Raw genomic sequence first — 25,924 nt, 5'->3', positions numbered from 1 at the left:
CACCGCGGGGCCCCCCCCCCCGCCGCCGCCGGCCCGGAGCCCCCCGCCCCGGCCACCCCCGCCCCGGGCGCCCCCACCCCCGGCACCCCCGTCCTCCACCTCGAGCGCTTCGAGACCACCGTGACGCCGACCGGCGGCGAGGAGATGGCGTGGAGCATCGGGGACCTCGGCTTCGAGATGGTGCTGGGCTCCTACGTCCCGCAGATCATCGAGGGCAACATCGTGGAGGCGCTCGCGCCGCTGCGGGAGGAGGCCGAGCGGCGCGGCGTCGGGATCGACCGGTGGGCCGTCCACCCCGGCGGCCGCAGCATCCTGGACAAGGTCGAGGCGGTCCTGGGGCTGAATCCGGAGCAGCTCGGGCCCTCGCGCGCGGTGCTGCGCGACTACGGGAACATGAGCAGCGCGACCGTCCTCTTCGTGCTCCGCGAGATCCTCCACGCCCCGATGGAGGGCGAGGAGGAGTACGTCTGCGGCATGGCCTTCGGTCCCGGCCTCACCGTGGAGACCGCCTTGCTGAGGAAGACCCGGTGAGGCCCGGCCGGGGGAGTCCCGAGCCGGTGGGCCGCCACCTGCTCTCCGACCTGCGGGAACGGGACGCCGACGCCGCGGAGCTCATGGACGACCCCGACTGCGACCTCGCCGCGCTGGAGCGCACCTACGCCGACTTCCGCTGGGTCAACGCGGCCGTGGCCGGGTGGCGCCGCACCTACCTCCGGCAGGTGCGCCCCCGCCTGGAGTCCGGGCGGGTCAACACCCTGCTGGACCTCGGCTCGGGAGGGGGCGACGTCGTCCGCGCGCTCGCGCGCTGGGCCCGGCGGGACGGCCTGGACCTCCGTATCACGGCCGCCGACCCGGACGGGCGGGCCCACGCCTGGGCGACGCGGCGGGGCGGCGTCGCGGGCGCTGCGGGGCGCGGTTCGGCACTCACCCGGCACGTCGCGGGCGGCCGGGAACCGGAGGGGAGCGGGGAGGTCGAGTTCCTGCGCGCCGGCAGCGCCGACCTGGTCGCACAGGGGCGGGTCTTCGACGTCGTGGTCTCCAACCACGTGCTGCACCACCTGGCGGCGGGGGAGCTCGGCGCGTTCCTCGCCGACTCCGCGGCGCTGGCCGCGGGCGGCGTCGTGCACAGCGACATCCGGCGCAGCCCCTGGGCGTACCGCCTCTACGCCGCGGGCACCCTGCCGCTGCTGGCCAGGCCGGGGGACCGCGCCTCCTTCGTCCGCGTCGACGGGCTGATCTCGGTGCGTCGCAGCTACACGGCTGCGGAGCTGCGCGACGCCGTCCCGGACGGGTGGCGCGTGGTGGGCCAGGCCCCCTGGCGGAACCTCCTGATCCGCGGCTGAGTCGCGGTTCGCCGCCCCCTCGGGCCCGTCGCGACCTCGCCGAGGGGCACCGCGGCGGTGCCAGGACCCCTCGCGACACTGCCGGGCTGGCCGGCACGTCCCTCGCGCCACTGCCGGGCTGGCCGGCACGTCCTTCGCGCCGCCGCCGGGCTGGCCGGCACGTCCCTCGCGCCGCCGCCGGGCTGGCCGGCAGCCCCCTAGGCCTCGCGTTCCACCGGGGTGAGGGCGCCCCCGGAGAAGGCGTACGGGATGCGGTGCTCCTCGAGGATCTCGTTCGCCCCCTCCTCGTAGCGGCGCCTGTTCTCGGGGCTGCCCTCCAGGGCCTCGCTCACGGCCGCGACGAGGTCCAGGGCCTTGTCCCCCGACGCCGTGTGGCGCAGCTCGTGCGGCACGACGTACTCGGGGACGTTCCACCCGTCCTCCCGCCCCATGATCTGGCTGATGCGGCGGGCGAAGTCGCGGTCGTGGTCGAACTTCTCCCACAGCGTCGCGAGCCGGTTGCGTGCGCGGGGGTCCATCTCGGCCGTGGAGAACTCCTCCTCCGGCTCCCGGGGATGCTCCGCGCCCTCGGCGTTCTCTGGGGTGGCTCGATCTGATGGCAGCATGGGGCCATCATAAGCACCCCGCCGACGCAACTCGTCAGTACATCCTCGCGACGTATTTCCGAGGTGATGAAATCCGCGTCACAGGGCGGGCTGAATGGGCGGAAATGCCGTTCCGGAACGCAGAGGAAATCCACGCGGACATGATGTCTGTGACGTGGGATCCACCCGGGCCAAACGGCGGTCCGGAGCGTTGCAGCGCCCGTTCCGGCCGGGTCGCCAAGGGAGGGGCAGCCTATTTTCTCCGGCTCGCGCTCGGGTTATATATCACGCAGGCGGGATCGCGGAAAAACCGCCGATGGTCCCGTGAATCGGTTGTGCGCCCGGTCGTCAGCGGTCTACGGTTGAACGACCCGCTCTTCCTTGTTTCTCCCACCTAAGGAATCAACGATGATCAAAACACTGCAGAGCTACGGCCTCAAGTCCGACCACCTCTACGCGGCCGGCTTCGTCTCCATCGGCCTGAGCTACACCTCGTGGGCCATCAGCCGGATCAAGAAGGGCGACTCGAAGTCGCAGTCGGACCGGTGGGGGATCTTCATCGGCCACTGGGCGCCCTCCTTCTTCGCCCTCGGCAACGCCCTCCAGCTCGCCGAGCTCAAGAAGTAGCACTCCACCCGCGAGCACCTGCCGCCTCCCCGGGGCGTCCGCGGCTCGCCCGGCGCTCGGGCGGGCCGCGGCATCGCCTTCGCGGGCGGCGGGATCGGCCCGGAGCGTCTCGCTCCGGGCCGAGTCGTTTTTCAAGCCGGGTCCCACGCCGGGGCCCGCATCACCGCCGGCGGGCTCCGCGGAGCCCGGCCGCCCGACGTCGTCCATCCCGGGAGGCACCATGCTCACCAGCGACCTCATCGTCCGCCGCCTCTCCGAGTGGGGCGTGACCCGCATCTTCGGCTACAGCGGCGACGGCAACAACGCGCTCATGGGCGCGCTCCAGCGGGCCGGGACGCCCGAGTTCGTCCAGGCCCGCCACGAGGAGTCGGCCGCCTTCATGGCCGTGGGCCACGCCAAGTACGGCGGCGGTGTCGGCGTCGTCACGGCCACCCAGGGCCCCGGCGCCATCCACCTGCTCAACGGCCTCTACGACGCGAAGTCCGACAGCGCTCCGGTGGTCGCGATCGTCGGGCAGCAGCAGACCGACACCCTGGGCTCCGGCTACCAGCAGGAGGTGGACCTGCACACGCTCTTCCAGGACGTGGCCGTGGGGTTCGCGCAGCAGCTGGCCTCGCCCACCCAGGTGCCCCTGGCGATCGACCGTGCCTTCCGGCAGGCGCTGGCCCACCGGGGGCCGGCCGTCGTCATCGTCCCGCAGGACGTCCAGGAGGCCGAGGCCGCCGAGCCCGGGCAGGAGCACGGGCACATGCCCTCCTCGCCCGTGAGCACCGCGCCCGAGGTCCGCCCGGCCGAGGCCGACCTGGACCGGGCCGCGGAGGCTCTATCGCCCTCCCGGCGGCTGACCATCCTCGTGGGGCAGGGCGCCGCGAACGCGTGGCCCCAGGTCGAGGCCCTCGCGGAGCGCCGCGGCGCCGCCGTCGCGGCCAGCCTGCTGGGCAAGCCGCACGTGGACGAGCGCGCCCCCTACGTGGCCGGGACCATGGGCCACCTCGGGACGCCGGAGAGCGCCGTCGTGCTGCAGGAGTGCGACGCGCTGCTGATCGTCGGCTCGGACGACCCCTGGACCGAGTACTACCCGCCGCCCGGGAGCGTGCCCGCGGTGCAGATCGACATCGATCCGGTGAAGCTCGGCAACCGGCACCCCGTGGACGTGGGAATCGCGGGCGACGCCGCCGCCTCCCTGGAGGGCCTGCTCGCCCGCCTGCCGGAGGCGGAGGACCGCGGCTGGCGGGAGCGGACGGTGCAGGCCGTCGACGCCGGCCGGCGGGTCGCCGAGGCGCGCGCGGCGGTCGAGGCAGCCCCGGGCCGGGTCAACCCCGAGGCCGTCTTCCACGAGTGGAACGGCCGGCTGGACGACGACGCCCTGGTGGCCCTCGACGTCGGCTCCAGCGTCTACTGGTACGCCCGCCAGCTGCGCCGGGGGCCCGTGGGCGGGGCCCACCTCTCCAGCACCCTGGCCAGCATGGGCTGCTCGGTCCCGTACGGGATCGCCGCGAAGCTCCTCCACCCCGGCCGCCCTCTCGTGGCCTTCACCGGGGACGGGGCGCTGCAGATGCTCGGGATCAACGAGCTCATCACCGTCTCCCGGTTGTGGCCGGGGTGGGAGGACCCCCGGTTCGTCCTCGTGGTCCTCACCAACGGCGACCTCGCGGAGGTCAGCTGGGAGCAGCGCGAGATGGAGGGCCAGCCGCGCTTCGACCGCAGCCAGGACCTGCCGGGGTTCGACGCCGCGGCCTACGCCCGCCAGCTGGGGCTCGCCGGGCTGACCGTCACCCACCCCGCCCAGCTGGGCGGGGCGATCGAGGAGGCGCTCGCGGCGGGCCGGCCGGCTGTCGTCGACGTCCGGACCGACCCGCAGATCCCCCTGCTGCCGCCCCTGTACCAGGACCGCGCCAAGCTCGAGGGGATCCGCGAGGCGATCGGCCGGGAGGACGCCGAGCGCCGGAGCCACGCGCTGCACCTCCTGGACCAGTACGCCGGGATCGAGCTGCGGCTGCTCGGGCTGGAGGACGACGCGTGACCTCCCGCAGGCCCTGACCGGCCCCGACCCCGGACCCAGACCCCGCTCAATCAACCACCACCGCAAGGAGAGAAGATCATGATCAAGACCCTGTACGGCTACGGCCTCCGCCCCGACCACTGCTACGCGGCCGGGCTGGTCTCCATCGGGCTCAGCTACACCTCGTGGGCCGTCAGCCGCGTCAAGAAGGGCGACTCCAAGTCGCAGTCGGACCGGTGGGGCATCTTCATCGGTCACTGGGCGCCCAGCTTCTTCGCCCTCGGCAACGCGCTGAGGCTCGAGGAGCTGAACCGCTGACCCGACCGCGGCGCCGGGCCGGGGTGATGTGACGCCGGCCCCCGGCCAGACCTGGCGGCGCGACGTCGTCCCCCGGTCCGGCCGGGCAGTGCGACGTCGCCCCCCCCCGGTCCGGCTGGGCGGTACGACGTCGCCCACCCGGCCCCGGCGCCGCCCTGACCCACCGGACCGGGTGCCGCCCCTCGGCCCCCGGTCCTTCCCGTCCCGCCCAGGCGCGCCGCCCCCGCTGCGCGCCCTCCCCGCTCCCGAAAGGACCGGACGCGCCATGAAGCACGACGACGAGTTCCTCCTCCGCGACTATGTCCAACACCACCTGGTCGGCTCCAAGGGGGGCCTGGACCTCCTCAAGCGGGCCGCGACCTCCCAGCGCGACCCCGGCGTGCGCGAGCAGCTGGGCGAGATCGCCCGCCAGGTCACGCGGGAGCGCTCCGACCTGGCGGGCTTCGCCGAGCGCCTCGGGGCCTCGAAGGGCCGCGGCTGGCAGCTGCTGGCCGGGTTCGGCGAGACCCTCGGCAGGCTCAAGCCCAACGGGACGCTGTTCCGCCGCTCGCCCCTGAGCGACCTCGTGGAGCTCGAGATGCTGGTGCTCGGCGTCGAGGGCAAGAAGTGCGGGTGGATCAGCATGCTGGAGGCCTCCCGCGGCGACGACCGGCTGGACCGCGGGAAGCTCGAGTCGCTGATCGAGAGTGCCAACGACCAGCTGGAGCGACTCGAGTCGATGCGCCGCGCGACGGCCGCGCGGCTCTTCCGCGGCACCGGCGGCCCAGCCGCCTGACCGCGGGCCCGGCCACCCGACCGCAGATCCGGCCGCCCGGCCGCGGGGGTCGCCACGCTCAGAGCGCAACATTCTCCTTCCCCGAGCCCCCTCCCACGTCCTGAGATCTGGACCACACTGGAAGGAGGGGCGCAGCGCATCCATTCGCCCCGGCACCACACACACCACGCGAAAGGGCGCGCCATGTCACCCTCGGACCAGAACAGCTCACCGGACCGCACCGCCGACCAGAAGCTCACCCCTCCGCCGGGCCGGCCCGCCCCGGAGCCGCCGTCCACCGAGGAGCCGACGACGCCGCGCGAGCCCCTCCCCGCCCCGCCCGACCAGCACGAGGAGCCGCCGCGGACCCCCACCGGCGTCGTCGCCGACCCCGACCCGGACTCCGTGGGCCAGCAGGGCTCCTACCTGACCACCAAGCAGGGCGCCAGGCTCCGGGAGACCGACCACTCGCTCAAGGCCGGCCGACGCGGCCCGGTCCTGCTCCAGGACCACCACCTGCGGGAGAAGATCAGCCACTTCGACCACGAGCGCATCCCCGAGCGCGTGGTCCACGCCCGGGGTGCGGCCGCGCACGGGGTCTTCGTCGGCTACGGCACGGCCGACTCGGCGACCTCCGCCGGATTCCTCGCCGAGGGCAAGGAGACCCCGGTCTTCGTCCGGTTCTCCACCGTGCTCGGCTCCCGCGGCTCGGCCGACACCGTCCGGGACACCCGCGGATTCGCGACCAAGTTCTATACCGACGAGGGCACCTTCGACCTGGTCGGCAACAACATCCCCGTGTTCTTCATCCAGGACGCCATCAAGTTCCCGGACATCATCCACGCGGGCAAGCCGCACCCGGACCGGGAGATCCCCCAGGCCCAGAGCGCGCACGACACGTTCTGGGACTTCGTCTCCCTCCACACCGAGGCGCAGCACCACACGATCTGGAACATGTCCGACCGGGGCATCCCGCGCTCCTACCGGATGATGGAGGGCTTCGGCATCCACACCTTCCGGCTGGTCAACGCCGCGGGCGAGACCTCGCTGGCCAAGTTCCACTGGAAGCCCAAGCTGGGAGTCCACTCCCTGACGTGGGAGGAGGCGCAGCTGATCAACGGCAACGACCCTGACTTCCACCGCCGGGACCTCGCCGACGCGATCGAGAGCGGCGCCTATCCCGAGTGGGATCTGGGCATCCAGGTCTTCCCGGACAACGAGGAGCAGACCTTCGAGGGGATCGACCTGCTGGACCCCACCAAGATCGTCCCGGAGGAGCTCGCGCCGGTGCAGCCGATCGGGCGGCTCACGCTGAACCGCAACCCGCGGAACTACTTCGCGGAGACCGAGCAGGTGGCCTACAACCCCGCGCACCTGGTCCCCGGCATCGACGTCACGGACGACCCGCTGCTGCAGGGCCGCCTGTTCTCCTACGTGGACACCCAGATCACCCGGCTCGGCGGGCCCAACGACGGCCAGATCCCCATCAACCGGCCGCACGCCCCGGTCAACGACATGCTGCGGGACGGCTACGGCCAGCAGGCCGACCACCCCGGCGTCGCGCCCTACCACCCGAACTCCCTGGACGGCGGCAACCCGTTCCCCGCGGGCGAGGACGTCCGCGCCTTCACCGACCTGCCCGTGAAGGTCAGCGAGGGCACCAAGGAGCGGAAGGCCCCGGTCAGCTACGAGGACCACTACAGCCAGGTGCGCCTGTTCTGGGCGAGCATGACGCCGGTCGAGAAGGAGCACATCATCGGCGCCTACGCCTTCGAGCTGGCCAAGTGCTACGAGCCGACCATCCGGCGCCGGCAGCTGCAGAGCCTCGCGGAGATCGACGAGACGCTGTGCCGCGAGGTCGCGACCGCGCTCGGCGAGGAGGCGCCGGCACCTCGGGGGACCGTGGAGGGCGCCGTCGAGCTGGAGGCGAGCCCCGCGCTGTCCCAGATCGGCGGGACCTGGCCGCTGGACGGCCGGAAGATCGCGATCGTGGTCGACCCGGAGACTGCCGGGCCGGAGCTGGCGGAGCTGCACGAGGCCATCGCCTCGGCCTCCATGGTGCCGGTGATCGTCGCGCCCACCGGGGGCGAGGTCGCGGGGGTCCCGGTCAGCCACACCTTCGCCGCGGCCCGCTCGGTGGAGTTCGACGCCGTTCTCCTCGCGGGCGCCCCGGCCCCGGCGGCCGACGCGATCCCGGCCCGCGAGGCCAAGGCCGGCGCGCGCGGCGCGGGGACGCTGGACCCCCGCGTGCGCCTGCTCCTCGACGAGGCCTGGCGCCACGCCAAGGCCCTCGGCGCCTGGGGCCCGGGCCGCGAGGCCCTGGAGGCCGAGGGCTACGCCGCGGACGACGCCGGCGTGGTGGCGGCCGAGGGCTGGAGCGACGCGCTCGGCCAGCTGAAGGAGGCGATGGCCGCCCACCGCGTCTGGGAGCGCTTCCCGACCCGCGTGTGACGGGCGGCCCGGGCGACCCGAGCGAGGGGAGGCCGCGGGTCGGCGGCCCGGGCCCGGGCGGCCCGGCCTCGGCTCGGCCTCAGCCCCGGGGTGCTCCCGGCGCGGTGCGTTCCCCCGCGGGCAGGAGGCTGCCGTAGACCTCCTCGACGGCGTCCACGGCGGCCTCCATCGAGAAGTGCCGCACCGCGCGGTACCGGGCGCGGCGGCGCAGCCGCTCCCGCTCCTCGCCCTGGCGGTGCAGGGCCAGGGTCTTGCGGGTCTCCTTGACCAGGCGCGCGACCTGCAGCGCCTCGAAGCGGGAGGGCTCCACCAATCGGACGTCGTCCTCGTTGCCGAAGACCTGGCCCATGCCGCCGCGGCGGATCCCCACCACCGGGGTGCCGCAGGCCAGCGACTCCACCACGACCTGTCCAAACGGCTCATCCCAGACGGGCGTGACCAGCGTGCACAGGGAGGACCCCACGAGCTCAGAGAGCTCCTTCTGGCACAGCGGCCCGAGGTACTCCACCGCGGGCGCGCGGTGCTGGGCGCCTGCCGCGGGCGCGAAGACCCGCCGCTCGGCGTAGGCGGGGTCCCCCACGGGCCCGGCGAGCGTGAGCGGAACCCCCAGGTGCCGCGCGACCTCGATGGCCAGGTGCGGCGCCTTCTCCGGCACGATCCGCCCGAACCAGCAGAGGGAGGGCCCGCCCTCGGAGGGGGGCCACAGGGCGGTGTCGACCCCGTTCTCGACGACGTCGGCCAGCACCCCCTCCCGCGCCCACGAGTCCGCGGTGTACCGGGAGACCACGAGGAACCGGTGGCGGCGGGGAGAGGAGGAGTCCATGACCCGGCACAGCTCGGGAAGCGGCGGGGTGTGGAGGGTCGTGACCATGGGGATCGGCAGCCGGTCCACCCACAGGTGGGGTTCGGGGCTCAGGCTGTGGTTGTGGACGACGTCGAACGCCCCGGGGTGTTCCACGACGTAGCGCATGACCGATCGCAGCGCGTCGCTCTCCTGCAGGCGGACCTCGGGGGGCAACTCGGTGTCGGTGCGCTCGACGTCGGGGGGCCAGGAGAAGGCCGGGTACACCAGGGCCGGGGGCGTGTGCTCCAGGAAGTCGGAGCCCTCCGGGGCGGCGAGGACCACGTGGTGGCCCCGCTGCCGCAGCGACCGGACGAGCGTCCACACGTGGGACTCGAGCCCGCCCGCGTGCGGCTGGGTCAGGGGGTTGCGGAAGGCCGCGACCACCAGCACGCGCAGACGGCGCGGCCAGGGGGCGGCGTCGAGGCCGGCGGGGTCGGCCGCGGAGGGGGCCGGCCACCGGGTCTCGGGGGCAAAGAGAGGAGAGGAGTACGTTCTCGGAGGAACAGCTGACACGGATCACCCGATTTTCGGCACGACGAATCGAACCGACGCGCCCCGCTACGGCCCCACCAGAGGAAGTGAGTCGGTGGGGTGTGTTTCATCCCCCGCCCGACTCTATCATGGCCCTGCTATGCAACCGCGGGATTCCGGGGCGGAGAGGGGCCGGCCGAGGGGCCCGGGGGAATCTCCGGGCCCCTCGCACGCCCGGCGGTCAGCCGGCCTGCGGCTCCAGCACCACCTTGATGCAGCCGTCGGTCTTCTTCTGGAACATCTCGTACCCCCGCGGGGCCTCGGAGAGGGGCAGGCGGTGGGTCACCAGGTCGTCGATGCCCAGCGGGTCGCTCGCGTCCTCCACGATGGGCATCAGCTCGTCGATCCACCGCTTGACGTTGCACTGGCCCATGCGCAGCTGGATCTGCTTGTCGAAGAGGGTCAGCATCGGCATCGGGTCGGCCTGCCCGCCGTAGACGCCGCTCAGGCTGATGGTCCCGCCGCGGCGGACCAGGTCGATCGCCGAGTGCAGCGCCGAGAGCCGGTCCAGCCCGCCGACCTCCATGAGCTTCTGGCCCGCGGCGTCCGGCAGCAGCCCCACGGCCTGGTGGGCGAGCTTGCCCAGCGGGGACTGGTGCCCCTCCATGCCGACGGCGTCCACCACGGCGTCGGGCCCGCGCCCCTCGGTGGCGTCGCGGATGGCCTCGTGGCTCTCGTCCGAGATGTCGAAGACCTCGACGCCGTGGCGCTTGGCCATCTCCCGGCGCTCCTCCACCGGGTCCAGCGCGAAGACCCGGGCGCCCAGGTGCACGCCGATCCGGGCGGCGAACTGGCCCACCGGGCCCAGGCCGTAGACGGCCAGCGTGTCTCCCTCCCCGACGTCGGCGTACTTCACGCCCTGCCACGCGGTCGGCAGGATGTCGCTCAGAAAGAGGTAGCGGTGGTCGGGCCGCTCCTCGCCGACCTTGATGGGACCGAAGTCGGCGTGCGGGACCCGCAGGTACTCCGCCTGCCCGCCGGGCACCGAGCCGTAGAGCTTCGAGAAGCCGAACAGGGCCGCGCCCGAGCCGTACTCGGTGATCTGCGTCCGCTCGCACTGCGAGTACAGCCCGCGGGAGCACATCCAGCAGGAGCCGCAGGAGATGTTGAAGGGGACGACGACGCGGTCGCCCACCGAGAGGGTGGACTGGGACCCGGCCTCCACGACCCGGCCCATGGGCTCGTGCCCCAGGATGTCCCCCTGGTCCATGAACGGGCCGAGGACCTCATAGAGGTGCAGGTCGGAGCCGCAGATCGCGCTGGAGGTCACCTCGATGATCGCGTCGTTGGGCATGACCAGCCCCGGGTCCGGGACGGTCTCCACGCTGACGTTCCTCTTGCCCTGCCAGGTCAGTGCTTTCACGGCGTGTCCTCCTCGTGCGGTGGGGCGCCCAGACGGCGGCACGTTCCATCCTTCCCGGGCATGACGCGGCGCACAAGACGGCTCGGCATGGAAATCTTCTTCGGCTGACCTGCTGTTTCGGGTCGCAATCCTGCGGTAGGGGGCGGCGCGGTGCCAGAATGGACCGGAGACCGGGGTCACCTTCGGCCGGAGGGACGCGCCGCCGCACCGGCGGCGAGGGAACGGACGAAGGACGAAGGGGGAGGGGATCGCATGGCCGGGACGGGGAGGCGAGCGCGCGGCGTCGTGCGCCGGCTGCTCTCGGGCCGCGCCCCGTGGACGCCGGTGGCCTGCGCCGTCTACCTCGCCAACGTCCTGGTGGGCACGGCGAGCCTCCGGCGGCACCGGCTGCCCCGCCGTCCACGCCCGCCTGTTCATCCTGACGTGCGCGACGACGGCGCTCGCCGCCGCCTGCTCCTCCCGCGCCACCGCGCCCGCGGCGTCGCCCTGCTCGGGGCGCTGGCCCCGCTGGCGCTGTTGCCCCGCTTCGGCACCCACGCCCGACGCCGCCCCCGCCGGCACGTCCTGATCGCCTCCAGCGCCGCCCCGTTCTACCTCGCGGCGCTGGCCCTCTGGGTCCGCTCCGTCCGGTCCGACCCCACCCCCAGGAGATGAGCCGTGGAATTCCTCGACGCGCTGTTCAACCGCCGCACCACCAACGGGCCGTTCCTGCCGGACCCGGTCTCGGAGGAGCACCAGCGGCTGCTGATCAAGGCGGCGGCCTCGGCGCCCTCGCAGTTCAACAGCCAGCCGTGGCGGTTCCTGGTGATCGAGGAGCGGGAGACCATCGAGTCGATCGCCCGGATCAGCGGTGAGTCGATGACCGCGGTGCTCTCCGAGGGGTCCTTCTTCCAGCGGTACAAGCGCCACTTCCGCTTCAGCGCCCAGGAGATGGCCGAGCACCGCTCCGGCATGTACTTCGACAAGCTGCCCAAGCTGCTGCGCCCCTTCACCCGCACGGTGTTCACCTCCGCCGGGCAGCGGACCATGAACACGCTGCGGGTGCCGCAGACGCTGGGGGAGGAGAACCGGAAGCTGGTCGCGGGCTCGCCGCTGATCCTCGGCGTCATGCTGGACCGGCGGGAGCGCTACGCCCACCCGCTCGCCGACTTCTACTGCCAGTTCAGCATGGGCGCGAGCATGGAGAACGTCTGGCTGACCACGGTGGAGCTGGGGATGGGCATCCAGTTCATCTCCTTCCCCATGGAGGTGCCCGGGCAGTGGGAGCGCATCACGGGGATGCTGGAGATCCCCGAGGACCTGGAGCTCATGGCACTGTACCGGCTGGGCTACGTGCCGGAGCAGCCCGGGCGGCCGGTCATCGACTGGTCGAGCCGTGAGCGGCGCCCGCCCTCCCGCTTCGTCTTCCGGGAGACGTGCCGGACGCCGCAGGAGGGGTGGGACGAGGGGTGAGGCGTCGGACGACGTCCTTCCGGAACGGCGTCGTCCGCCCCGGCGCGCAACCGGGCGGCCCCGGCGGGGCCCGGCCGGGGCTCCGCCTCAGCGCGTCAGCGAGCGCATCATCCCGTTGACGGGCAGGTCGAACATCTCGGGCCACAGCCGGGTGACGATCTCGTCGCTCACGGCCCCGACCCGCCGCAGCGGCTCCTCGATGCCGAGCATGGCCGTGAGCGTGTGCCGGCTGTTGATCAGCACGTGCGTCTCGTGGGCGATCGAGCTCTCGCTGACCACCGGCACCATCCAGTACCCCACGCGGTGCTCCCAGTAGAAGAGGTCCAGCGGGTCCATCGCGTCGACGGCGCCGAACCCGGTCTCCTCGATGTACTCCTCGAAGGCGGCCACGGCGTCCCGGTCCGTGCTCTTGCGCTTGCTCACCATGGTGAGCAGGCCGGCGCCCGTGAGGGGAGTGTCCTCGAAGCCGCCGCGGCGGTACGAGGAGCGGGCGATCTCGTAGACGTGCGAGCGGATGTGCAGGCCGTCCTGGAGCTGCTCGTAGTAGGAGCTCGCCAGGGCCCGGGAGTGGCTCTTGGCCGAGATCCCGGCCAGGGCCTTCTTGACCGCCGGGTCGACGTCGGGGGAGTCGATGTCCAACACGCGGTGGTTCAGGCCGAACCGCTCCGCGAGTTCCTTCGAGGCCGTCAGGTCGTACCGGTCGGCGTTGGTGCGGGGGCGGTAGGACAGCTCGTAGGTGAAGAACTCGATGTCGTCGAGCAGGGGGCGCAGCAGGACCGCGGTCACGCGGCTGTCGAGCCCCGCCGAGAGGGAGAGCCGGAGGGGCGCCATCCGGCGCAGCGCCTCGTGCTGGGCGTGGGAGTCGTCGATGACGACGCCGGCGGCGTCGTACGGGCTGAGCGGCCGGATGCCGCCGCCGTCGAAGATGCGCGTGGTCGCGCGGCTCTGGAGGTTCAGCGAGGTGTTGGGGGTGAGGACCTTGACGCCGGCGTACCGCGTGGCCCGGCCCGGCATGACCGGCAGGTTGTTCTCGCGCAGGTAGCGGGGCGCGCCGAAGACGCTCGGGCCCGCGTCGATCTGCCGGGCCACCAGGGCCTCGTGGGAGGCGAGGTACGGCGGGTGCTCGGCGGTGGTGAAGAAGGTGCTGCGCAGCCCGACGGCGTCGGACTGCAGGTGGGTCCCCGCGGCGTCGGAGGACAGGATGACGAACCGCCCGCACAGGACGTCCGCGGCGGCCTGGAAGTCGCTCGCGCTCGCCCGCAGGCCGCGGGACAGGCCCTCCACGATCTCCCGGAGGTCCCGGCCGCCGTGCGTGACGTCGATGGCGTGGCCCAGCAGCGCCACGGTCCCGTCGGACGACGCCGTCCACTCGACGCGGGGGTCGGAGGCGACCACGACGTCGTCGAAGGCCTCCTCCCGCCACCAGGAGGGGAAGCTCGCGGTGCGCCCGGCGGGGCTGATCAGGAAGCCGCGGGCGAAGTCGATCTGATCGGTGCGGGGGAGCTCGACCGTGGCCGACCCCTCGGACGCCTGCGACATGGATGCATCAACCTTTCCCGGTTCTGGAACGGCTCCGTCGCGTGCGACGACGCCGCGATGAGCGTCCTACCAGGCTAATCGCAGTCCCCGGCGACTCCGAACATGACGGGCGGGCCGCTCCGGGCCGCGTGAGCCGACGCCGGCTTCCGCGCGGGCGCCCCTATTGGATGATGATCGGCGGCAGCACCAGCAGCATGCCGAGCGTCCAGACGAGGTGGAGGGTGATCGAGGAGGCCAGCGCCCCGCTGCGCTTCGCCTCGTACTGCGCGACGGCGCCGATGACCAGGGCCGCGAAGATCAGCAGCGGCACCCCCATGCTCGCGGTGACCAGCATGTACAGCCCCACCGACGCGATCCGGGAGACGTTCTCCGACCACGGCAGCCGGTGGACCGCGACGTTGCGGAAGAACAGCTCCTCGCCGACGCCGTTGACCGTCGTGGTCAGCACCGTCAGCCAGATGATGCCGAGGCGTGCGTTGTCCAGCAGGCCGTCCACGGGGCCCGAGAGCACCTCGACGTCGCGGACCATGAGCGCGCCCACCACGAAGACGGCGATGAGCGCCAGGCCGATCAGGGCGCCGCGCAGGATGTCCGTGATCGGCTCGGCGCGCTCGAAGCTCGTTCGCCGATCGCCGAAAAAGATCCAGGTCACGATGTACACGACGGCGGTGAAGAACGTGCCGGCGTAGAAGACCGTGCCGCCCCGCTCGCCGATCGAGGAGACGAAGAGCCCCGCCGCGCCCAGCACGGCGGGCAGGACGACGCCCAGCAGCACCGTCGATGAGGTGGTGAGGGTCGTCCGCGACGCATTCATGCCTCCCAGTGTGGCACGTAACCGGCCCGCCGGTCTGCGAGCGGGGTCTCCTTCCCGGGGCGTCCCGGACCATAGACTGGCATCACAGACCACGAGGAGGTTCGCCATGGCCCAGAACGCCACCGACACCCGGCGCGCAGCACCGGCCGAGAGCACGAACGAGGCGATCGCGGAGACCCGCAAAGCCATGGTCACCGGCGCCACCGGCTACGTGGGCAGCCAGGTCACCGCCGAGCTGCTCAAGCGCGGCTGGGCCGTGCGGACCCTGTCCCGGAGCCGGGACAAGGCCCTGGGGATGGCCTGGGGGGACAAGATCGTCCAGGAGGGCCGCGAGGCGGGCCCCGGCCAGGTCGAGGTCTTCGAGGGCGACGCGACCTCCGCCGACGACGTCGAGGCGGCCCTCGAGGGCGTCGACGTCACCTGGTACCTCATGCACTCGATGTCCGGCGGCAGCGACTTCGTCGAGGAGGAGGCCGCGATGGCCCGCACCTTCGGCGCCGCCGCGAAGCGCCAGGGCGTGGGCCGCATCGTCTACCTCGGCGGCCTGCACCCGCAGGACGAGGAGCTCTCCGAGCACCTGCGGTCGCGGGTGAAGGTGGGGGAGGAGCTCATGGACTCCGGGGTCCCGACCGCGGCGCTGCAGGCCGGCGTCGTGATCGGCGAGGGATCGTCCTCGTTCCACATGCTCCGCCACCTCTCCGAGCGGCTGCCCGGGGCGATCGGGCCGTTCTGGATCGTCAACCGCATCACGCCCATCGGGGTGCGGGACGCCATTCACTACCTCGTGGGCGCCGCGGACCTGCCCGGCAGCGTGAACCGGACCTTCGACGTCGGCGGGCCCGAGGCCATCCCGTACGCGGACATGATGAAGCGCTACGCGAAGGCGCTGGGGCTGATCCCGCGCGTCGTGCTGACGGCGCCGGTGACCACCAACTCGCTGGCCTCGCACTGGATCTCCCTGGTCACCCCGGTCAAGCGGAGCCTCGCGAAGCCGCTGATCGGCAGCCTGCTGCACGACACGGTGGTCCACGAGCGGGACATCGAGTCCTACGTGGGCAAGCCCGGTGGCGGCAACCAGACCTTCGAGCAGGCGGTCCGCGCGGCCGTGGAGAACGTCGACACGCGCCGCTGGACCCGGGTGTTCGCGGTCACGGCGGGGTCGGTGCTGGCGTGCGCCGCCGTCGGCTCCCTGCTGACAGACCCGAAGAACCGCTGGTACCGCTCGCTGCGCCTGCCCGCCTGGCAGCCGCCCACGGCCGTGTTCCCGGTGGTGTGGAGCGCGCTCTACGCCGACGTCGCGGCGATCTCCTCGCTGATGATCGCCGACGAGCTGGAGGCCGGGAACGTGCGCAAGGCGCGCAGCCACATGGTCGCGCTGGGCACCAACCTGGTGCTCAACGCCGGGTGGTGCGGGATGTTCTTCCGCAGCCGGCGGCCGGTGCTGTCCACGGTGTGGGCGGGCGCGCTCGCGGTGAGCTCGGCGGACCTGGTGCGCCGGGCCGCGGAGTCGGCGCCGCAGCGCGGGGCGCTGCTGGCGCCCTACGCGGTCTGGAACGGGTTCGCGACCGTGCTCAACGGGACGATCGCCGGGATGAACCGGAAGGGGCGGCTCCGGCGGGCGGTGGGGCGCCTGCGGTGACCTGAGGGGCGACGCCGCCCCCGAGACGTCACAAATGCCCTTCGTTCCGCGGCTTCGGTAGGCTCGGGAGGTCCCTCGGCAGGCCCTGCGGCCGGTCGGGGGACGTGACCGCGCACCGTCGAGCGGCCGCCGTGACGGTACGGCCGGTCCAACCGCCGTGCCCGGGGCAAGCGAACGTCGTCGAAAGGCCCGGCATGGCCGTCTACGAGCAGCACCACGTCAAGCGGTTCATCGAGGAGAAGGTCCTCGGCCGGCTGGCCTTCAACGCGCACCGGCGCTCCGGCGCGCACAACAAGCTGGTGGTGGGCGAGGCGGAGCGGGCCGGACTGACCGTCCGCGAGATCGAGAGCGGATACTACTTCTACGACGACGCCGGCGTCGTGGGCTCGATGCGCTCGATGGTCTCCTCCCTGGCGAGCCACGAGGCGGTCAGGGTCTGCGGCTCCAAGAGCCTCACCAAGCAGCTGCTGGCGGCGGCCGGGGTGCCCGTGCCGCGCGGGGTCTCGCTGCCGCAGGACGCTCCGGGCAAGGCGCTCTCCTTCTTCCGGTCGCTCGGCTCTCCCGCCGTCGTGAAGCCCGCCGACGGCCGGGGCGGCGAGGGTGTGACCTGCGGGATCCGCACGGAGGAGCACTTCCGGGCGGCGTGGCGGAAGGCCGTCGCGTCGGCGAGGAGAAACTCGCCCGTCGTCGTGGAGGAGCACGTGGCCGGGTTGGACGTCCGGGTCTACGTCGTCGGGACCTCGGTCGTGGCGGCCGGGACGCGGCTCCCGCCGTTCGTCGTGGGGGACGGGGAGCTGACGGTCGAGCAGCTGGTGGAGGCCAAGCAGGCCCTGCGGGAGACGAACCGGTACCTCGGGCGCATGCCGATCGTCGTCGACCGGGAGTGGCTCGAGAACGTCGGCCGGCCCCCGTCCGCCGTCCCCGGGCGGGATGAGATTGTGGTGCTGAACCCCACCGTCAACCTCCACCAGGGCGGCGAGAACGTCGACGTCACCGACCTCCTCGACCCGGAGCTGAAGAAGATCGCGGTCGACGCCGTGGGGGCGATCCCGGGCCTCGGGGCCGCCGGGGTCGACTTCCTGATCACCTCGCCGGACAGCGCCGAGAACGCCGTGGTCCTGGAGATGAACGTGGGCGGGAACATCTCGGTGCACCATCTGCCGGCCTACGGGGAGCCCGTCAACGTCGCGCGCGCGATGGTCGAGGAGATGGTGGCCCGTGCCTCGCGGGAGCGGGCCGGCGCCCGCGCCTAGGCCGGCGGGCGGGCCGGGTGGGTGGCCAGGCCGGACCGGGCGTGGCCGGCCGAGCTGAATCGGATGGCCCGTGCCACCGCCGCTTCTCCGGTGCGAGGTGCCCCCAGGCCCTCTTCCCATGCCCCCGCGGGCCTCAGCCGCGGGACCAGGCGTCGTACCCTCCCGCCAGGCTCAGCAGGCGCGCCTGCGGGTACCGCTCCCGCAGCACGTCCTGAGCGCGGCGGGAGCGGACCCCGGCCTTGCAGTAGACCACGACGACGTCGGCGTCCTCCCCCAGGCCCAGCGGCTCCAGCGCGGGCAGGTCCCCGCCCGACTCGACGATCCCGCCGAGCGGGACGTGCAGGGCGTCCGGGATCGCGCCCAGGCGGTGCTCCCAGCCCTCGCGCACGTCGAGGAGGCGCACCGCGGTGCCGCCGGGTGCGCCGGACAGGAGCTCGCGCAGGCGCGCGGGGGAGATCTCGGCGCCAGCGTCGGCGTCGGTGCCCGCGGTGGTGGTGCCGGTGCCCGCGTCGACGCCGGTGCCCGCCTCGGCGCCGTTACCGGCATCGCCGCCGGCTTCCCCATCACCGCCGGCCGCCGCGGACGAGCCGGCCGCCCCGGATTCGCCGCCGCCCACGGCGCACGCGGACGCGGTCTCCAGCAGCGGCCCCAGGTCCGCGCCGACCTCCTCCACCCGGGCCCGCCCGGGGTCCGGCGCCAGGGCCAGCTCCCGGAAGCTCGCCGCGAGGGCGTCGAAGAACAGGATCCGCCCGAGCAGCGGCTCGCCGATCCCGGTGAGCACCTTGATCGCCTCGGTCGCCATGAGGGTACCGACGACGCCCGGCAGCACGCCCAGCACCCCCGCCTCGGCGCAGGTCGGCACCTCGCGGGGGTCGGGCAGCTCGGGGTACAGGTCGCGGTAGGTGGGGCCCCGGCCCGCCCAGAAGACGCTGACCTGGCCGGAGAAGCGCAGGATCGCTCCGTAGACCACCGGCTTGCCGAGGATCTCCGCGGCGTCGGAGACGACGTAGCGCGTCAGGAAGTTGTCCGAGCCGTCGATCACCAGATCCACGTCCCGCACCAGGTCCAGGGCGTTGTCCGGGGTGATGCGGCAGCGGTGCTCGACGACGTCGACCTCCGGGTGCAGCCCGCGCATGACGCCGGCCGCGGACGCGGTCTTCGGCTCCCCGATCCGCTCCTCCGCGTGGATGACCTGCCGGTGCAGGTTGGACCGGTCGACGACGTCGTCGTCCACGATCTCCAGGCGCCCGACGCCGGCCGCCGCCAGGTAGGTCAGCACCGGCGCGCCGAGCCCGCCCGCGCCGATCACGAGCACCCGGGAGTCGAGGAGCCGCTGCTGGGGCTCGGGGCCGAAGCCGCTGAGGGAGAGGTGGCGCTGGAAGCGCTCGAGCTGCGAGTCGCTGAGCCCGCTCAGGTCGCTCATCGGGTGCCCTCCGCCCCGGGGCGGGCGGCGTCGTGCGGGGCGTTGCCCGCCGCGGCGTCGTCGGACGTCACCCGGCCCTCGTGGGGCGAGGAGGCGAGGGCCTCCGCGCGGCGCGGGATGCGGCCCGCCCCGCGCGCGAGCTAACCGGACTCGACGGCGAGGCTCATCGCCCGGCCCATCGCGCGCGGCTCGCGGGCCCGGGTCACGGCGCTGGCGACCAGCACGGCGTCGCACCCCAGCTCCATGGCCTGCGCGGCCTCCGAAGCGGTGCCGATCCCGGCGTCCACGACCACCGGCACCGAGGCGCGGCTCGCGATGAGCTCGATGTTGTAGGGGTTCAGAATGCCCAGCCCGGTCCCGATGGGCGAGCCCATGGGCATGACCGCGGCCGCGCCGGCCTGCTCGAGGCGCAGGGCCACGGCGGGGTCGTCGGTGGTGTAGACGAACGGGACGAAGCCCTCCGCGGCCAGCCGCTCGGTGACCTCCAGGGTCTCGACGACGTCGGGCAGCAGCGTCCGCTCGTCGGCGATGACCTCGACCTTGACGAGGTTCGTCTCGAGCGCCTCGCGGGCGAGGTGGGCGGTGAGGATCGCGTCCCGGGCGGTGTAGCAGCCGGCCGTGTTGGGCAGGATGTCGATGCCGAGCCGCTCGAGCATCGCGAAGACGCTGGTCTTGGCCTCGGGGCTGTAGCGGCGGACGGCCACCGTGGTCAGCGTGGTCCGAGAGGCGACGAGCGCGTCCTCCAGAGCGGCGAGGTCGGTGGCGCCGCCGGTGCCCATGATCAGGCGGTTCTGCAGCGTGTACCCGCCGATGGTCAGCGGGGGCGGGGCGGCGGCCTCCGACGGCGCCCGTCCGGCGTTCGGCAGGGTCGCGGTCCCCTGGGGGTCGGTCTGCGTGGTCATGGTCTCTCCTGAGTGAGGCGGTGAAGCGGTCGGTCTTGCGCGTCGGTGACGAGTCGTCGATCCCGGGCGCCGGCGTGGCGCTCGGATGCCGGCGTGGAGCTCGGGCGCCAGTCAGCCGCCCTGGACCGCCGTGACGAGCTCGATCTCCGCGTCGGGGGCGAGCGTCGTCGAGGCCCAGGCACTGCGCGGCACCACGGCGGCGTCGAGCGAGACGGCGACGCCGAGGCGGCCGCCGTCGGACGGGCGCCCGTCGGGGTCCAGCTCGCGGTCGAGCGTGGCGGCGACGGCGTCCACGACGGTCGAGTCGTCGGGCAGCTCCACGGCGTCGCCGTTGATGGTCACGGTGATCATGCGGGGGTCCTTTCGAGGGAGGGGCTGAAGCGAGCGGGGTCCATGCCGGCCAGCAGCGCGGCGTCGTGGTCCCCGAGGGGCCGGTCGGTGAGCAGGTCGGCCGCGAGCCGGGCGCCGAGCGGGGCGAGGAGGATGCCGTGGCGGGAGTACCCCGTGGAGACGACGACGCCCTCGGCCCCGGGGACGCGGCCGAGGTACGGGATGTCGTCGGGGGTGCCCGGGCGGGCGCGGGCCGTCATCTCCACCAGCTCCATGTCCTTCACGGCCGGCAGGACGGTCACGGCGTCGTCGAGCAGCTCCTGGACGCCGCCGGCGCTGACCCCCTCGAGGCGGTCCTCCCGCACGCTCGCGCCGATCACCAGGCCGCCGTCGCCGCGCGGGACCAGGTAGACCTGGCGGCCGCGGACGGTGGCGCGGATCGTGGCGCTGATCAGGTGGTCCTCGCCGGGCAGCAGCTGGCCGGGGACGAGCCTGAGCCGCAGGACGTCACCGTGGACCGGGCGGAGGTCCAGGGGCAGCCGCTCGGTGACGCCGGCGATCCGCCCGTACCCCATCCCGGCCGCGACCAGGACGCGGTCGGCCGAGAGGGTCCGCGAGGTGCCGGGTGACTTCTGGGCGGCAGCGGGTGACGAGTCGCCACCCGCCGCGAGGGTCAGCCTCCAGCCTTCCTCGCCCGCCGCATCGATGCGCTCGACTGCGCCGCGCACCCACTCCGCGGCCGGTCCGGCTCCGGGGAAGGCCGCGGGGTCGAGGTCCCGCCCGAGCGCGTCCGTGAGCGCCCCGATCAGCAGGCGGGGATCCACCTGCTGATCGCCGGGGGCGGCGTATCCGCTGGTCAGTTGGGGATTGAGGGCGGGCTCGGCGCGGCGCAGCGCACGGCCGGCCAGGTCGGCGACCGCCATGCCGTGCTCGCGCTGGACCTGGGCCCGGTCCGCGATGCTGCGCCGGTCGGCGGCGTCCCAGCCCAGCAGCACGGTCCCGTTCTCGAGGTAGCCGTGGGGGCGAGGCGTCGCGCGCTCGAGGTCCGCGATCAGCGGCGGGTACTCGTCGCGCGCCTGCATCATCAGCGGGTAGAGGCGCTCCTGCCCGTACTGGACCTCGCTGACCGGGGCCAGCATGCCGGCGGCGGCCCAGCTGGCGCCCTCCCCGACGTCCGGGCTGACGACGACGACCCGGTGGCCGCGGCGACGCAGCTGCCACGCGGTCTGCACGCCGACGATCCCGGCGCCCACCACGGCGATTCGCACTGGATTGATCTCCTCACGGCGGCATGACCCGCATCGAGTACTGATGGTCGGCGGCTTCGCCCTCTCAGCCCGGCCTGCCCGGACTCCCATGTGTCCCCACCAGTGTACGGAACTTCGCGCGTGGGGCGCATCACCCCGGGCGGGACCGGTGCTCTACTGTGGGCTCCATGAGTTCTTCCTCCGGCCACCGGCCCACCGGCGACCAGTCACCCGAGCCCTTCGACCGGGAGGCCCCGGCGCCCCGCCGCGAGCCGTCGCAGCCCGTTGGGGAGCCGTCGCGGCCCCTTGGCGAGTCGTCGCAGCCCGTTGGCGAGTCGTCACCCGCCGGTCGCGCAGCGGCCTCCTCCGACCGCGAGTCGTCGCGTCCCGGGCACGAGTCGTCGTCCCGCCCCCCGCACCCCGACCCGTACGACGACGACTTCGACGTCGACCCCTACGCCGTCCGCGGCACCGGTTTCCGTCCCATGGCCTCGCGCTCGACCCAGTTCCTCCCCGCCGACCCGTCGGAGGCCGGCGCGGAGTCCCCCGGGACGGCGGGGCGGCCCGAGCCCCAGCCCGACCGCGACGGCGCGTGGCGGCGCCGCCGGCTCGAGGGCGCCCGGCTGTACCTCTGCACCGACCTGCAGCGCTACCTCATCGAGCCCTCCGACGGTGAGACGGTCGAGGCGCTCGACGCCGGGGCTCTGGAGCGGTTCTTCGAGGCCTGCTTCCGCGGCGGCGTCGACATCATCCAGGTCAGGGACAAGAAGGTCTCCGTCCAAGCGGAGCTCGAGGCGCTGCGGCTGCTCGGGAAGGTGGCGAGTCGTCACGGCGGCCTCTCGGCGGCCAACGACCGGGCCGACGTCGCGCTCCTGGCCGGGGTCGACGTGTTCCACGTGGGGCAGACCGACCTGACCTCCGCCCAGGTCAGGACCCTGCTGGGCCCCGAGGTGGTGGTCGGCCGCTCGTGCCACGACCGCCACCAGGTCACCCGCGCGGCGCAGGACCCCGAGACCGACTACTTCTGCACCGGCCCCGTCTGGGAGACCCCCACCAAGCCGGGGCGCACGGCCGTCGGCCTGGGCCTGCCCGCCTTCGCGGCGCAGGTGACGGCCCGGGACGTGATGACCGGGGGCGAGGTGGCCGGCATGGGCCCCACCACGGACAAGGGGTCGACGACGACGGCCGGCAAGCCGTTCTTCGCGATCGGCGGCGTGGACGCCGTGACCGTGGGCGAGGTGGTCGAGGCGGGCGCGGGACGAGTCGTCGTGGTCCGCGCGATCACCGAGGCCGCCGACCCGGAGACCGCCGCGCGTAGCCTGCGCGAGGCGCTTCCCGCGCTGTAACGGGCGGTCTTCTCGCGGAGAGCCGAATCCATTCCCATCGGCCATCGCGTCGGGTTGACTGGCGTCACAGGCATTTTCGACCGAGGAGGAACCATGTCAGAGTCAGAGCTGAACCAGGACAAGGTCGTCGAGATCATGCGGGGCGAGCGGCTGGCCATGCTCACCTGCATCGCGCACGACGGCAAGCTGCACTCCCACCCGATGACGCCGCAGGAGGTCACCGACGACGCCGACGTCTGGTTCTTCATCGGGCTTCGGGGCGAGCAGGCCGACGAGCTGCGCACCAACCCCGAGGTCAACCTCGCCTTCGCCGAGACCGGATCCTGGCTCTCGGTGGCCGGGCGCGCGGTCTTCGAGGACGACCGGTCCAAGATCGAGGAGCTGTGGAACGACGACGTCTCCAAGTGGTTCGACGGCGGCAAGGACGACCCGAACCTGGGCCTGATCCGCGTGGTCGGCGACTCGGCGCAGTTCTGGGGCCAGCCGGGCGGCAAGGTCGCCTCGATCGCAGAGCTGGTCAAGGCCAAGGTCACCGGGCAGCGCCCCGCCGGGGGCAGCGGCACCACGGAGCTGTAGCAGGCCGAGGCGCCCGGCCCGTTGTGGGCCGGGGCTCGTCACGGGGCGGGGACGCGAGGCGTCCCCGCCCCGGTCGCGTCCGAGCCCCGGCGACGCCGCATCGGGGGGAGAGCTCGACCCTGGCCCCGCACCGCCCCCGGATCGGTAAGCCGCCCCGGACCGGGGCGGCACCCGGCCCCTAAGCCCGCGCCCGCTCCAGCACGGCCTCCAGGAACTTCTCGCACGCCTCAATCTGCGACAGCTCGATCCACTCGTTCGCGGTGTGCGCCTGCGCGATGTCGCCGGGGCCGCACACGATCGTGCGGATCTCGGCCGCCTGGAACTGACCGCCCTCGGTGCCGTAGGGCACGCGGGAGGGCAGCGGGGTGCCGTCGGGCCCGGGGCCGCCGCGCACGCCGCCGAGCTCCTCGCCCAGCGCGATCGCGGGGTCGTCGTCGGCGGTGTTCAGGCCGGGGACGTCGGCGAGGATCTCCAGCGAGATCCCGACGGCGTCGAGCGCGGCCTCGTCCGCCCCGCCGAGCCCCCGGACGCGCTCGACCTCGCGCCGCATGGCCGGCTCGAGCTCCTCGAAGAGGAACGCCTCGATGCGGGCCCGGATCTCGTCCGGCGGGGTCGCGGGGATCGCGCGAAAGTCGTACTCGAGCACGCACTCCTCGGCCACGATGTTGTAGGCGATCCCGCCGCGCGCGAAGTTCACCCCGCCGGTGGTGTGCGTGATGCCGAAGCCCTCGTCGAAGGGGCCGGACTCGCGCCACGCGTCCGCGATCCCCTTGTAGAAGTGGATGAACTCGCCGGCGTAGTGCACCGCGTTGACGCCGTAGGGCGCCATCGAGGAGTGCTTGGGCACGCCGCGGAAGGTGATGCGCCCGCGCTGGGGCGACTTGTGGGCCTGGATGACGTTCATGAGCGTCGGCTCGCCGACCACGCAGTACTCCGGGCGGATCCCGCGCGCGCCGAACTCCTCGATCATGCGCGGCGCGCCCAGGCAGCCGGGCTCCTCGTCGTAGGAGAAGGCGAAGTGGATCGGCTCGGCCAGCTCGGCCTCCGCGATCCGGGGCAGCAGCCACATCGCCGCGCCGATGTAGGACTTCATGTCCGAGGACCCGCGGCCGTAGAGGCGCCCGTCCCGGAGGACCGGCTCGAAGGGGTCGGTGTCCCACGGCTGGCCCTCCACGGGCACGACGTCGGTGTGCCCGGAGATCACGACGCCTCCGCTGGTGCCCCCGTCGGCGGCCGGGACGGTCGCGAAGAGGTTGGCGCGGGTGCGGTCCTCGGAGTAGCTGCGGTGGCTCTCGATCCCGTGCCGGGAGAACTCCGCCTCGAGGACCTCGATCAGCTCGAGGTTGGACTCGTAGCTGACGGTCGGGATGCGGATCAGCTTCTCGGTCCAGGGGAGGGAAGCGGGCGTGTGCTGGGGTGCGTTCGCGTTCTGAGCCATACGGATCAGCCTAACCCCGGCGGCCGGGCGCCCGACGTCGCGGGCCCGGCGGGCGTGGGGGAGGGCGGGTTCCGGGCGCGGAGAAGCGGGTTGCCGTGCGGCCTATGCCTACTTGGGGGAAAGGTCAACGGGAGAGTCGGAAAAATGCAGTCACTATGGGGGGATCGACCAACATTTGCATCGAGCAGTCCCGCAGGCCCTCACGACAACCCGCCAACTTCACGCTACTTCATCGCCCACGTCACCGATCTTTGTGAAGATTTATGAAGGGGTCGGGGAGTGGGGTGTTCGTCTCAGTTCCGTGGACCTGGGGCGTTCGCGGAGCATCCGGCGCGGAAATGTGCAAACGGCCTGGTCGGCATCTCACCCGGGTGAGATCCCCGGGCGACCGGCCGGCGTCGGGCGCCTCAGATGACGTAGGTGCCCTCGCCGAGCGAGTGGAACGTGCGCCGGTGGTAGACCAGCGGGGTCCCGGAGAGGTCGTGGCGGGTGGCCTCGAGGACCTCGGCCGTGAAGACCAGGGCGGGGCCCGCCTGGGCCTTGGTGAGCGGGCGGCAGCGCAGGACGCGGCGGACGTCGGTCAGGAGGGGCTCGCCGGTGGGCAGCGTCTCCCAGTTCATCGACTCGTCGAAGCGGGGCGCGCCGTGGGTCGCGAAGGTCCTGGCCAGCTGGACGTTCTCGGCGTCGAGCAGGTGGACCAGGAAGGTCTCGGCCTCCGCGACGTGGACGGCCGAGCCCCGCTGCGCCGCGAGGGAGAAGCCCAGGATCGCGGGCGAGGCGGAGATCGAGGTGACCGAGGAGGCGGTCAGGCCCACCGGCCCCTCCTCGCTGTCCGCGGTGATGATGGCGACCCCGGCCGGGTGGTGGCCGAAGGCCTCCTTGAAGAGCTCGCTGATCGGCGATCCGGGCTCGGGAGTGACGCTCATGCTGGTCCTTTGCGTCCGCGACGAATACGTGAGGCGGCCACCGGGCGGCCCGGTGGCTCACAGCCAGGATAGGGCGGTCCCGGTGGGCGAGGAAGGCGGGGCGTCATCGTGACGCCGGAGGACATGCCGGCGTCATCTTTTCGTCGCACGCTCCCGCGGATGATAAGCGCTCTGACCGGGGATTCTGAGAAAGACCTGCACGTGAGGCGTTTTTTTGCCTAG

Annotated in this window: 23 protein-coding genes and 1 pseudogene; 13 read left to right on the top strand and 11 right to left on the bottom strand. The window is 73.2% G+C overall.

Annotation, left to right across the window (positions count from 1 at the left end; genetic code table 11):
* A partial coding sequence (locus NBM05_RS09425) for a 3-oxoacyl-[acyl-carrier-protein] synthase III C-terminal domain-containing protein (protein ID WP_302183843.1) occupies positions 1 to 531 on the top strand: 531 nt, incomplete at its 5' end.
* A complete protein-coding gene (locus NBM05_RS09420) occupies positions 528 to 1,343 on the top strand; it encodes a methyltransferase domain-containing protein (protein WP_254166776.1) in 816 nt (271 codons plus the stop codon). The genes NBM05_RS09425 and NBM05_RS09420, both read left to right, overlap by 4 nt.
* Before the next feature lie 197 nt (positions 1,344 to 1,540).
* Here NBM05_RS09420 and NBM05_RS09415 read toward each other — a convergent pair whose 3' ends face one another.
* Positions 1,541 to 1,948 carry a hypothetical protein gene (locus NBM05_RS09415; protein ID WP_254166774.1) on the bottom strand — a complete coding sequence of 136 codons (408 nt, stop codon included), beginning with the start codon at positions 1,946 to 1,948 and terminating at the stop codon, positions 1,541 to 1,543.
* 387 nt (positions 1,949 to 2,335) lie between these two features.
* Here NBM05_RS09415 and NBM05_RS09410 point away from each other — a divergent pair, with 387 nt between their 5' ends.
* From NBM05_RS09410 to NBM05_RS09390, 5 genes are all read left to right on the top strand, one after another.
* Positions 2,336 to 2,554, top strand: coding sequence for a hypothetical protein (locus tag NBM05_RS09410; RefSeq protein ID WP_254166772.1), 219 nt, complete (start codon positions 2,336 to 2,338; stop codon positions 2,552 to 2,554).
* A gap of 220 nt (positions 2,555 to 2,774) precedes the next feature.
* Positions 2,775 to 4,577: a thiamine pyrophosphate-requiring protein gene (locus NBM05_RS09405; RefSeq protein WP_254166771.1), complete on the top strand. Its 1,803-nt coding sequence runs from the start codon at positions 2,775 to 2,777 to the stop codon at positions 4,575 to 4,577.
* 78 nt (positions 4,578 to 4,655) lie between these two features.
* Entirely contained in the window at positions 4,656 to 4,874 is a 219-nt protein-coding gene (locus tag NBM05_RS09400; protein ID WP_254166770.1) for a hypothetical protein, read from the top strand.
* Between the two features lie 265 nt (positions 4,875 to 5,139).
* Positions 5,140 to 5,649, top strand: coding sequence for a hypothetical protein (locus NBM05_RS09395; protein ID WP_254166769.1), 510 nt, complete (start codon positions 5,140 to 5,142; stop codon positions 5,647 to 5,649).
* Positions 5,650 to 5,832: 183 nt separating this feature from the next.
* Positions 5,833 to 8,079, top strand: a complete 2,247-nt coding sequence (locus tag NBM05_RS09390; RefSeq protein ID WP_254166768.1) for a catalase — start codon at positions 5,833 to 5,835, stop codon at positions 8,077 to 8,079.
* A gap of 79 nt (positions 8,080 to 8,158) precedes the next feature.
* Here NBM05_RS09390 and NBM05_RS09385 read toward each other — a convergent pair whose 3' ends face one another.
* Both NBM05_RS09385 and NBM05_RS09380 read right to left on the bottom strand, forming a co-directional pair.
* Positions 8,159 to 9,436 carry a glycosyltransferase gene (locus NBM05_RS09385; protein WP_254166767.1) on the bottom strand — a complete coding sequence of 426 codons (1,278 nt, stop codon included), beginning with the start codon at positions 9,434 to 9,436 and terminating at the stop codon, positions 8,159 to 8,161.
* A gap of 199 nt (positions 9,437 to 9,635) precedes the next feature.
* Positions 9,636 to 10,817, bottom strand: a complete 1,182-nt coding sequence (locus NBM05_RS09380) for a zinc-dependent alcohol dehydrogenase (protein ID WP_254166766.1) — start codon at positions 10,815 to 10,817, stop codon at positions 9,636 to 9,638.
* A 252-nt stretch (positions 10,818 to 11,069) separates the two neighbouring features.
* Between NBM05_RS09380 and NBM05_RS09375 the strand changes: the two genes are divergently transcribed.
* Together NBM05_RS09375 and NBM05_RS09370 are read left to right on the top strand one after the other, a co-directional pair.
* On the top strand, positions 11,070 to 11,471 hold the full coding sequence (locus tag NBM05_RS09375) for a hypothetical protein (protein WP_254166764.1): 402 nt from the start codon (positions 11,070 to 11,072) through the stop codon (positions 11,469 to 11,471).
* Between the two features lie 3 nt (positions 11,472 to 11,474).
* Entirely contained in the window at positions 11,475 to 12,269 is a 795-nt protein-coding gene (locus NBM05_RS09370; protein WP_254166762.1) for a nitroreductase family protein, read from the top strand.
* Between the two features lie 87 nt (positions 12,270 to 12,356).
* On the opposite strand, the gene NBM05_RS09365 is transcribed toward NBM05_RS09370, so the two are convergent.
* Both NBM05_RS09365 and NBM05_RS09360 read right to left on the bottom strand, forming a co-directional pair.
* Positions 12,357 to 13,808 (bottom strand): asparagine synthase-related protein, encoded by a 1,452-nt coding sequence (locus NBM05_RS09365; protein WP_254166761.1) that lies wholly within the window; start codon positions 13,806 to 13,808, stop codon positions 12,357 to 12,359.
* Positions 13,809 to 13,968: 160 nt separating this feature from the next.
* Positions 13,969 to 14,622, bottom strand: coding sequence for a CPBP family glutamic-type intramembrane protease (locus NBM05_RS09360; protein ID WP_254166760.1), 654 nt, complete (start codon positions 14,620 to 14,622; stop codon positions 13,969 to 13,971).
* 106 nt (positions 14,623 to 14,728) lie between these two features.
* Here NBM05_RS09360 and NBM05_RS09355 point away from each other — a divergent pair, with 106 nt between their 5' ends.
* Together NBM05_RS09355 and NBM05_RS09350 are read left to right on the top strand one after the other, a co-directional pair.
* Positions 14,729 to 16,261, top strand: coding sequence for a tryptophan-rich sensory protein (locus NBM05_RS09355; RefSeq protein WP_254166759.1), 1,533 nt, complete (start codon positions 14,729 to 14,731; stop codon positions 16,259 to 16,261).
* Positions 16,262 to 16,455: 194 nt separating this feature from the next.
* Positions 16,456 to 17,514, top strand: a complete 1,059-nt coding sequence (locus NBM05_RS09350; protein ID WP_254166758.1) for an ATP-binding protein — start codon at positions 16,456 to 16,458, stop codon at positions 17,512 to 17,514.
* A 133-nt stretch (positions 17,515 to 17,647) separates the two neighbouring features.
* Here the strand turns inward: NBM05_RS09350 and moeB are convergent, their stop codons facing one another.
* The 4 genes and pseudogenes from moeB to NBM05_RS09330 form a co-directional block, all read right to left on the bottom strand.
* Positions 17,648 to 18,937 carry a molybdopterin-synthase adenylyltransferase MoeB gene (moeB, locus tag NBM05_RS09345; protein ID WP_254166756.1) on the bottom strand — a complete coding sequence of 430 codons (1,290 nt, stop codon included), beginning with the start codon at positions 18,935 to 18,937 and terminating at the stop codon, positions 17,648 to 17,650.
* Positions 18,934 to 19,839, bottom strand: a pseudogene (locus NBM05_RS09340) (thiazole synthase). The gene moeB and the pseudogene NBM05_RS09340 overlap by 4 nt, the downstream one beginning before the upstream one ends.
* Positions 19,840 to 19,950: 111 nt before the next feature.
* Positions 19,951 to 20,190: a sulfur carrier protein ThiS gene (thiS, locus tag NBM05_RS09335; RefSeq protein WP_254166755.1), complete on the bottom strand. Its 240-nt coding sequence runs from the start codon at positions 20,188 to 20,190 to the stop codon at positions 19,951 to 19,953.
* Positions 20,187 to 21,437 (bottom strand): FAD-dependent oxidoreductase, encoded by a 1,251-nt coding sequence (locus NBM05_RS09330; protein WP_254166754.1) that lies wholly within the window; start codon positions 21,435 to 21,437, stop codon positions 20,187 to 20,189. Before NBM05_RS09330 ends, thiS begins: the two co-directional genes overlap by 4 nt.
* 167 nt (positions 21,438 to 21,604) lie before the next feature.
* Between NBM05_RS09330 and NBM05_RS09325 the strand changes: the two genes are divergently transcribed.
* Positions 21,605 to 22,762: a thiamine phosphate synthase gene (locus NBM05_RS09325; protein ID WP_309248149.1), complete on the top strand. Its 1,158-nt coding sequence runs from the start codon at positions 21,605 to 21,607 to the stop codon at positions 22,760 to 22,762.
* A 93-nt stretch (positions 22,763 to 22,855) separates the two neighbouring features.
* Complete coding sequence (locus NBM05_RS09320; RefSeq protein ID WP_254166753.1) at positions 22,856 to 23,338, top strand: pyridoxamine 5'-phosphate oxidase family protein; 483 nt, start codon at positions 22,856 to 22,858, stop codon at positions 23,336 to 23,338.
* 178 nt (positions 23,339 to 23,516) lie between these two features.
* Here NBM05_RS09320 and NBM05_RS09315 read toward each other — a convergent pair whose 3' ends face one another.
* The gene (locus tag NBM05_RS09315; protein WP_254166752.1) at positions 23,517 to 24,776 is read right to left on the bottom strand and encodes an acetylornithine deacetylase; all 1,260 of its coding nucleotides are present in this window, start codon (positions 24,774 to 24,776) and stop codon (positions 23,517 to 23,519) included.
* 407 nt (positions 24,777 to 25,183) lie between these two features.
* Positions 25,184 to 25,702: a flavin reductase family protein gene (locus tag NBM05_RS09310; RefSeq protein ID WP_254166751.1), complete on the bottom strand. Its 519-nt coding sequence runs from the start codon at positions 25,700 to 25,702 to the stop codon at positions 25,184 to 25,186.
* Between the last annotated feature and the right edge of the window lie 222 nt (positions 25,703 to 25,924).

It is taken from the genome of Rothia santali (assembly GCF_024199905.1).
Lineage (GTDB): Bacteria > Actinomycetota > Actinomycetes > Actinomycetales > Micrococcaceae > Rothia > Rothia santali.
The sequence above is the reverse complement of the archived record's forward strand: the minus strand, read 5'-3'. Positions and strand labels throughout refer to the sequence as shown.

What these genes read in the sequence shown, in the direction of transcription:
- NBM05_RS09415 (WP_254166774.1), bottom strand. Translation starts at nt 1,948, where the DNA reads ATGCTGCCATCAGATCGAGCCACCCCAGAGAACGCCGAGGGCGCGGAG.
- NBM05_RS09410 (WP_254166772.1), top strand. Translation starts at nt 2,336, where the DNA reads ATGATCAAAACACTGCAGAGCTACGGCCTCAAGTCCGACCACCTCTAC.
- NBM05_RS09405 (WP_254166771.1), top strand. Translation starts at nt 2,775, where the DNA reads ATGCTCACCAGCGACCTCATCGTCCGCCGCCTCTCCGAGTGGGGCGTG.
- NBM05_RS09400 (WP_254166770.1), top strand. Translation starts at nt 4,656, where the DNA reads ATGATCAAGACCCTGTACGGCTACGGCCTCCGCCCCGACCACTGCTAC.
- NBM05_RS09395 (WP_254166769.1), top strand. Translation starts at nt 5,140, where the DNA reads ATGAAGCACGACGACGAGTTCCTCCTCCGCGACTATGTCCAACACCAC.
- NBM05_RS09390 (WP_254166768.1), top strand. Translation starts at nt 5,833, where the DNA reads ATGTCACCCTCGGACCAGAACAGCTCACCGGACCGCACCGCCGACCAG.
- NBM05_RS09375 (WP_254166764.1), top strand. Translation starts at nt 11,070, where the DNA reads ATGGCCGGGACGGGGAGGCGAGCGCGCGGCGTCGTGCGCCGGCTGCTC.
- NBM05_RS09365 (WP_254166761.1), bottom strand. Translation starts at nt 13,808, where the DNA reads ATGTCGCAGGCGTCCGAGGGGTCGGCCACGGTCGAGCTCCCCCGCACC.
- NBM05_RS09360 (WP_254166760.1), bottom strand. Translation starts at nt 14,622, where the DNA reads ATGAATGCGTCGCGGACGACCCTCACCACCTCATCGACGGTGCTGCTG.
- NBM05_RS09355 (WP_254166759.1), top strand. Translation starts at nt 14,729, where the DNA reads ATGGCCCAGAACGCCACCGACACCCGGCGCGCAGCACCGGCCGAGAGC.
- NBM05_RS09350 (WP_254166758.1), top strand. Translation starts at nt 16,456, where the DNA reads ATGGCCGTCTACGAGCAGCACCACGTCAAGCGGTTCATCGAGGAGAAG.
- moeB (WP_254166756.1), bottom strand. Translation starts at nt 18,937, where the DNA reads ATGAGCGACCTGAGCGGGCTCAGCGACTCGCAGCTCGAGCGCTTCCAG.
- thiS (WP_254166755.1), bottom strand. Translation starts at nt 20,190, where the DNA reads ATGATCACCGTGACCATCAACGGCGACGCCGTGGAGCTGCCCGACGAC.
- NBM05_RS09325 (WP_309248149.1), top strand. Translation starts at nt 21,605, where the DNA reads ATGAGTTCTTCCTCCGGCCACCGGCCCACCGGCGACCAGTCACCCGAG.
- NBM05_RS09320 (WP_254166753.1), top strand. Translation starts at nt 22,856, where the DNA reads ATGTCAGAGTCAGAGCTGAACCAGGACAAGGTCGTCGAGATCATGCGG.
- NBM05_RS09315 (WP_254166752.1), bottom strand. Translation starts at nt 24,776, where the DNA reads ATGGCTCAGAACGCGAACGCACCCCAGCACACGCCCGCTTCCCTCCCC.
- NBM05_RS09310 (WP_254166751.1), bottom strand. Translation starts at nt 25,702, where the DNA reads ATGAGCGTCACTCCCGAGCCCGGATCGCCGATCAGCGAGCTCTTCAAG.